At 67.9% G+C, this 6,841-nt stretch carries 6 protein-coding genes; 4 read left to right on the top strand and 2 right to left on the bottom strand.

Annotation, left to right across the window (positions count from 1 at the left end; translation table 11 throughout):
- Together RWX45_RS12065 and RWX45_RS12060 are read right to left on the bottom strand one after the other, a co-directional pair.
- Positions 1–765, bottom strand: a 765-nt coding sequence (locus RWX45_RS12065) for an ABC transporter permease (protein ID WP_316023963.1), incomplete at its 3' end; no start/stop codon positions are given.
- 67 nt (positions 766–832) lie between these two features.
- Complete coding sequence (locus tag RWX45_RS12060; RefSeq protein ID WP_316023962.1) at positions 833–1,768, bottom strand: ABC transporter ATP-binding protein; 936 nt, start codon at positions 1,766–1,768, stop codon at positions 833–835.
- Between the two features lie 307 nt (positions 1,769–2,075).
- On the opposite strand from RWX45_RS12060, the gene RWX45_RS12055 reads away from it, so the two are divergent.
- From RWX45_RS12055 to RWX45_RS12040, 4 genes are all read left to right on the top strand, one after another.
- Positions 2,076–3,032: a Bax inhibitor-1/YccA family protein gene (locus tag RWX45_RS12055; RefSeq protein ID WP_316023961.1), complete on the top strand. Its 957-nt coding sequence runs from the start codon at positions 2,076–2,078 to the stop codon at positions 3,030–3,032.
- A 90-nt stretch (positions 3,033–3,122) separates the two neighbouring features.
- On the top strand, positions 3,123–3,530 hold the full coding sequence (locus RWX45_RS12050) for an FKBP-type peptidyl-prolyl cis-trans isomerase (RefSeq protein ID WP_316023960.1): 408 nt from the start codon (positions 3,123–3,125) through the stop codon (positions 3,528–3,530).
- A 744-nt stretch (positions 3,531–4,274) separates the two neighbouring features.
- Positions 4,275–6,170, top strand: coding sequence for a dihydroxy-acid dehydratase (gene ilvD, locus RWX45_RS12045; RefSeq protein ID WP_316023959.1), 1,896 nt, complete (start codon positions 4,275–4,277; stop codon positions 6,168–6,170).
- Positions 6,171–6,421: 251 nt separating this feature from the next.
- Positions 6,422–6,841 (top strand): ATP-binding cassette domain-containing protein (locus RWX45_RS12040; RefSeq protein ID WP_316023958.1); only part of this gene is annotated, 420 nt, incomplete at its 3' end.

Genomic DNA, 6,841 nt, shown 5'->3' with positions numbered 1-6,841 from the left:
CTGCAGCGTGGCGGCCCAGTCCCATTTGAGGGACATGAGCGAAATCGGCAGGTCGATGACGAACAGCAGCGTCAGCGCCACGGTGATTGCCCCCGCCGTAGAGCGCAGCAGGAAGCCGAACCCCAGGGACATCAGTGCGATTCCGGCGAAGGACAAGCCGGTGCCCCAAACGAAGCCCAGGTACTCGGGATCGGCCAGCGAGCCCGCGTGACCGTCCATGAAGGGCGCCGACACCGCCCAGGCCAGCAGTGTGGAAACGGCGCCGATGAGGAAGCCCAGTACTCCGACCACGAGGGCCTTGGCGGCCAGCAAGCGTCCCCGGTGGGGCACCGCCGCCAGGGAGGAGCGGATCTGGCCGGAGGAGTACTCGCCGGTGATGATGAGCGCGCCCAGCACGGCGACGACGATCTGACCGAACTGGTTGCCGGAGATGATGGTGTCGGCGGCCTGGTCGGCGAGCTCGGCGCTGCCGGCGTACCCGATGGCGATGCCGGCGCCGAGCAGGACGGTGATGCCGACGGCGATCGCCGAGGTGATCCAGGTGGAGCGCAAGGAGCGGACCTTGACCCATTCGGCGCGGATGGCGCGGGCGAAGGTCTGACGGCAGCCCCGGCTAATCGCGGCGGACGAGCCGGCGTCGGAGCGCGAGCCGGCGGAGCCGGTGCCGCGGCGAGTGGGGGTGCCGTCCCCATCGCGGTGAGAGCGGTGCGCGGCCTCGTGCGGGGTGGGGGCGGTGGACTGGGACAGTGTGGCTGTGGTGGACATGAGGCTTCTTTCGCGTATGTGAACGTCTGGGGCGTGGCTGCTGTCGTGGCGCGCTGTGCGCTGCGGCTCAGTGCGCAGCGCCGACCGCAGCCGGTGCGGCGGGGGTGGCGCTGTACTCGACTTCGTTCCCGGTCAGTTCGAGGTAGGCGTCCTCCAGCGAGGCGTGCTGCGTGGCCAGCTCGTGCAGGACGATGCTGTGTGCGGCGGCGATCTCGCCGATACGGGAGGCGGGCGCCGTCGTCGTCGTGAGCACGCCGGGCTCGGGGTTGGCGGTGGTGATCTCGGCGGCCTTGAGCACCTCGGCCAGCTCGCCTGCCTGAGGCGAGGCGACGCGGACGACGTCGTTGGTGGCGGAGGCGATGACCTCGTCGACGGGGCCGGAGGTGAGAATGCGTCCGCGCCCGATGACCAGTAGGTGGTCGGCGGTCTGCGCCATCTCGCTCATGAGGTGGGAGGAGATGAAAACGGTGCGGCCCTGGTCGGCCAGGTGCCGGCAGGTTTCGCGCACCCACTTGACGCCCTCGGGGTCCAGCCCGTTGACGGGCTCATCGAAGATGAGGACCTGCGGGTCACCGAGCAGGGCGGCGGCGATGCCCAGGCGCTGGCCCATGCCCAGGCTGAAGCCCTTGACGCGCTTCTTGGCCACGTGGGTGAGCCCGGTCAGCTCCAGGACCTCGTCGACTCGCCGGGTGGGGATGCCGTTGGAGACGGCCAGCTGAGTCAGGTGGGCGCGGGCGGTGCGCGAGCCGTGCAGTCCCTTGGCGTCCAGCAGCGCGCCCACCTGGCACAGGGGCGCGGTCAGGTCCCGGTAAGTGCGGCCATTGACCTTGACGGTGCCCTCGGTGGGCTTGTCCAGCCCCATGATCAGGCGCATGGTGGTGGATTTGCCGGCGCCGTTGGGGCCCAGGAAGCCGGTGACGGTGCCGGGCTCAACCGTGAAGGAGATGTGGTTGACGGCGGTTTTGGAACCGTAGCGCTTGGTGAGATCGACAGCTTCGATCAAGGGGAATCAGCTCTTCTCTGACGTGTCTGACGGCAGTCGGGTGCCGGCGCTGACCGACCCTCTGCCCGAACACCTCCAGGCTAGGAAGCGGGCGCATGGGCGGCATCGGCCCGGCTGGGGAAAATCGGGGCAAGGCGGCTGGGCACGGCGGATGAGCGGACTCCTCCTTCAGGAGGACACATTCCGGAATGTCGGGCGATATTCAGAGGTTATCCAGGAAGACTAGGCACAATTCGTGCCTGACAACGACGGTGGAAGGCTTCCGGGCCGCACCGCGATTTCCATCCCGTCTGAAAGATCATCGTTTATGAGCAACCCCTACTTCTCCCGCAGCCCCGCCTTCAACGGCAGCGGCGTCGGCACGTCGGCCGCGCAGCGCACCCCCAATGGTTACCCGACCATGCCGGGATATCAGCCCGGTGCTCAGAGCTCGCAGCAGTACGGCTACGGCTACCAGGCTGGCCAGCAGTACGGGCAGACCAGCGACCAGCAGTACGGCTACGTGTCCCCGCAGCAGGTCTCCGACCTGGAGGCCCAGTACGGTGCGCCGTCGGCCACCAATGTTGACCGCGGACGGATGACCTACGACGACGTCATCGTGCGCACCGCGGGCATCTTCGCGGTCATCCTCGCTACGGGCGCCGTCAGTTGGATGCTGGCGACCACCGAGGCCACGGCGCCCATCGGCATGCTCACCATGTTCGTCGGCATGATCGGCGCCCTGGTGCTGGGGCTGGTCAACTCCTTCAAGCGTGAGCCCAGCCCCGCGCTCATCCTGGGCTACGCCGTCTTCGAGGGTGCCATGCTGGGGGCGTTCTCCGGCGTGTTGGAAGAGCTTTATGACGGCATTGTCCTGCAGGCGGTGCTGGCGTCGGTGGCGACCTTCGCCGTCGTGCTCGGGGCCTACAAGTTCGCCGGCTTCCGGTTGGGCAGCAAGGCGCAGCGAATCCTGTTGACCGCCATGGGCGGCTACCTCATCTTCAGCCTGGCCAACCTCGTGCTCTCGCTCACCGGTATCGTCTCCAACCCGTGGGGCCTGCGCGGCGTGCAGGTCATGGGCATTCCGCTGGGGCTCATCATCGGCCTGCTCGCCGTGGCCATGGCCGCCTTCAGCCTGACCATGGACTTTGAGTCCATCCAGCGCGGCGTTGAGCGCGGACTGCCCACCAAGTACGCCTGGGCCGGCGCCTTCGGACTGGTCGTCACCCTGGTGTGGCTGTACGTGGAGTTCTTGCGCATCCTCGCGATCCTGCGCGATAACTGACCCAGGGAGTCTTGCCGCACGGGCCGACGGCGTCGCCGGTCCGTGCGGCATTTTGGATCAACCGGTCTGTCCTGCCGTAGCCTGGCCCGCATGATTAACACCAACATGCCCACCGTTGACGGCGCCAAGGGTGCCAAGCCCACTCTCACCTTCCCCGGCCCTGAGGCCCCCGAGGGTCTGCAGGTGCAGGTGCTGGACGCCGGTGACGGCAAGGTCGTCGAGGCCGGCGACACCGTCGTGTGCCACTACCTCGGTCAGACCTGGAACGGCCGGGTCTTCGACAACTCCTACGACCGCGGCCAGCCATTCAGCTTCCAGGTAGGCGTCGGCATGGTCATCCGCGGTTGGGATGACGGGCTGGTCGGCCAGCGCGTCGGTAGCCGCGTCATCCTTTCCATTCCCTCCGAGCTCGGCTACGGCTCGCGCGGTGTGCCGCAGGCCGGCATCAAGGGCGGTGACACCCTCGTGTTCGTCACCGAGATCCTCGGCACCATGTGATGATCGGCGGCACCATGAGACCCGCCCCCTCACCCGCCTCCGCATCCCCTCACCGAAACCGGCACTAATAACGTGCCGAGACCGGCACTTGTGACGTGCCGAGACCGGCACAAGTAACACGCCGAGACCGGCACTAATGACGTGTCCGGGCTGGTTGAGGCGGCACTCGGGGCGGGGAGGCTGCCGTCCCGCGCGCTCCGAACTGGCGCCGTCCTGGTGTCTTGGGGTGGTCGAGGCCGGTTGGCGGTGGTTCCGCTGCGGTGTCCTCGTGGTGGCTGAGCCGCCGGGTGCTGCCGGAGTGCTGACGATTCGGCACGTAAGCTGACGGTTCGTACCTTCGGGTGGACGCTTCGGCACGTAGCTCGACGGTTCGGCAGCTAGGGTGCCGAACCGTCACGGGAAGTGCCGAAGCGTTGGTGCGAAATGCCGAACCGTCGTCGAAAAGTACGAACCGTCCGACGTCGACCGAGTTTTTCTTCCCGCTGGCCCCGCACGGGTGGGGACGCCCCCGCCGCGCCGTCGCGCCACGCTTATGGGGCTCGAATATCTTGGGCGTGAGGGCCGTGTGCGCTAATTCGCGGCACCGACGTGAGCGATCTCGCTTCGAGCCCAGGCGAGGCGACGTCGCCCGATCGGCGTCATAGTGCGGAAGACGGCGGGTTCAGTGGTCGATCACACCTGCTGAGCTGACGACGTGGCCACTACTCTTGGGCCCATTCACTCGTCCGCAGCAAGGAGACGCTCATGCCCCGCTATCGCAGTGCTACCTCCACCACCGGCCGCAACATGGCCGGCGCCCGCGCCCTCTGGCGCGCCACCGGCGTCAAGGACTCGGACTTCGGCAAACCGATCATCGCCATTGCGAACTCCTTCACCGAGTTCGTCCCCGGGCACGTCGGCCTACGCGACGTGGGCCGCGTGGTTGCCGAGCAGATCGAGGCGGCGGGCGGCATCGCCAAGGAGTTCAACACGATCGCCGTCGACGACGGCATCGCCATGGGGCACGACGGCATGCTCTACTCCCTGCCCAGCCGCGACCTCATCGCCGACTCCGTGGAGTACATGGCGAACGCGCACTGCGCCGACGCCCTGGTGTGCATCTCCAACTGCGACAAGATCACCCCCGGCATGCTCATGGCCTCGCTGCGCCTCAACATCCCCACCATCTTCGTGTCCGGCGGCCCCATGGAGTCCGGCAAGATGGTCGCCGCCGACGGCACCACCCGCAAGCTCGACCTCATCGACGCCATGATGGACGCCGCCGACCCCACCGTCCCGGACGAGACCATCTCCGCCATTGAGCGCTTGGCCTGCCCCACCTGCGGCTCTTGCTCAGGCATGTTCACCGCCAACTCCATGAACTGCCTGACCGAGGCACTTGGCATGGCGCTGCCCACCAACGGCACGCTCGTGGCCACCCACGCCGACCGCAAGGCACTCTTCCAGGAAGCCGGCCGCCGGATTGTGGAGATCACCAAGGCCTACTACGAGGAGGACGACGACGCCGTCCTGCCCCGCTCGATCGCCACCAAGGCGGCCTTCGAGAACGCCATGAGCCTGGACATCGCCATGGGCGGCTCCACCAACACGGTGCTGCACCTGCTCGCCGCCGCGCAGGAGGCCGAGGTCGACTTCAAGATGGCCGACATCGACCGCCTCTCCCGCAAGGTGCCGCACCTGTGCAAGGTGGCGCCCTCCACCAACCTCTTCCACGTGGAGGACGTGCACCGCGCCGGCGGCATTATGGGCATCCTCGGCGAACTCGACCGTGGCGGCCTGCTCGACACCACCACCCGCACCGTGCTGCGCGGCACCCTCGCCGATGAGCTCGAGCAGTACGACATCGCCCGCCCCGGCCCCGACGGCGTGCGCGACCCGCAGGCGAGAGGCGTGGACGAGGTGATCCGCACCCGTTACCTCGCTGCCCCCGCGGGCGTGCGCACCACCGAGATGTTCTCCCAGAACTCCCGCTGGGAGGCCCTGGACACCGATCGCGAGGCGGGTGCCATCCGGGATATCGCCCACGCGTACTCCGCCGACGGCGGCCTGGCCGTCCTGTTCGGGAACATCGCGACTAAGGGCTGCATCGTCAAGACCGCCGGTGTGGACGCCTCGATCCTCACCTTCTCCGGTCCCGCCGTCGTCTTCGAGTCCCAGGAGGAGGCCGTGGACGGCATCCTCGGGGGCAAGGTGACCAGCGGCGACGTCGTCATCATCAGCCATGAGGGACCGCGCGGCGGCCCGGGCATGCAGGAAATGCTCTACCCGACGACGTACATCAAGTCCATGCACCTGGGCAAGGAGTGCGCGCTGCTCACCGACGGCCGCTTCTCCGGCGGCACCTCGGGCCTGTCCATCGGGCACGTTTCCCCGGAGGCGGCCGCGGGCGGGCTCATCGGCCTGGTGCGCACCGGGGACCGCATCGAGATCGACATCCCGAACCGCTCCATCGAACTCAAGGTTGACCAGGCGGAGATCGACCGCCGTCGTGCTGAGGAGGAGGCGCGTGGTCGTGACGCTTGGACGCCGCACAACCCGCGTCCGCGGCATGTGTCTACGGCGCTGCGTGCCTACGCCATGCTGGCCACCAGTGCCGACCTCGGTGCCGTGCGGGATGTGAGCAAGCTGCCTCCACGCTGAGGGCGGTCCGCCCCCGTCTTCGCCCTGCCTCGCGTCGAGATCGGCACGTCATTTGTGCCGGTCTCGACGTGTCATTAGTGCCGGTTTCGGTACGTCACTTGTGCCGGTTTCGGTACGTCACTTGTGCCGGTTTCGGCATGTTATTAGTGCCGGTTTCGGTGAGGGGAGGGGAGAGCGGGTGCGGGAGTGAGTGCGGGCGCGGGCGGGCGATGATTTGAGAATGAGTGTCATTAGTGTTTATAGTTCCGCTCATGACAATCGTTCTCAGTCGGCTGGGGGTGCACCTTGGCTCGCGTGCGCTGGTCGACGGCGTCGACCTGCGGCTGGAACCGGGCGAGCGCACCGCGCTCATCGGGGCATCCGGAGCAGGCAAGTCAATGACCTGCGCCGCGATTGCCGGAACCCTCATGCCGGACGCCACCGTCACCGGCTCGCTGCACATTGAGGACGAATCCGCCGGTGCGGAAGGCACCCCCGCGACCGCGCCGTCGCTGGACGCCTCCGACTCGGTCCAAACCGACGACGCCCCCACATTCCCGCGCCGAAACCTGCTGCACCTGCCCGCCCCGAGCCGCGGCCACCTGCGCACTCACCGGCAACAGGGGGTGCAGCGCGGTGGCGGGGTCCTGCTGGATGAGGGCGATGCGGGCGTGGGGGCCGCGGCTGTGCAC

The organism is Actinomyces sp. MRS3W (assembly GCF_032465695.1).
Classification (GTDB): domain Bacteria; phylum Actinomycetota; class Actinomycetes; order Actinomycetales; family Actinomycetaceae; genus Actinomyces.
This window is presented reverse-complemented; position numbering and strand designations above follow the sequence as displayed.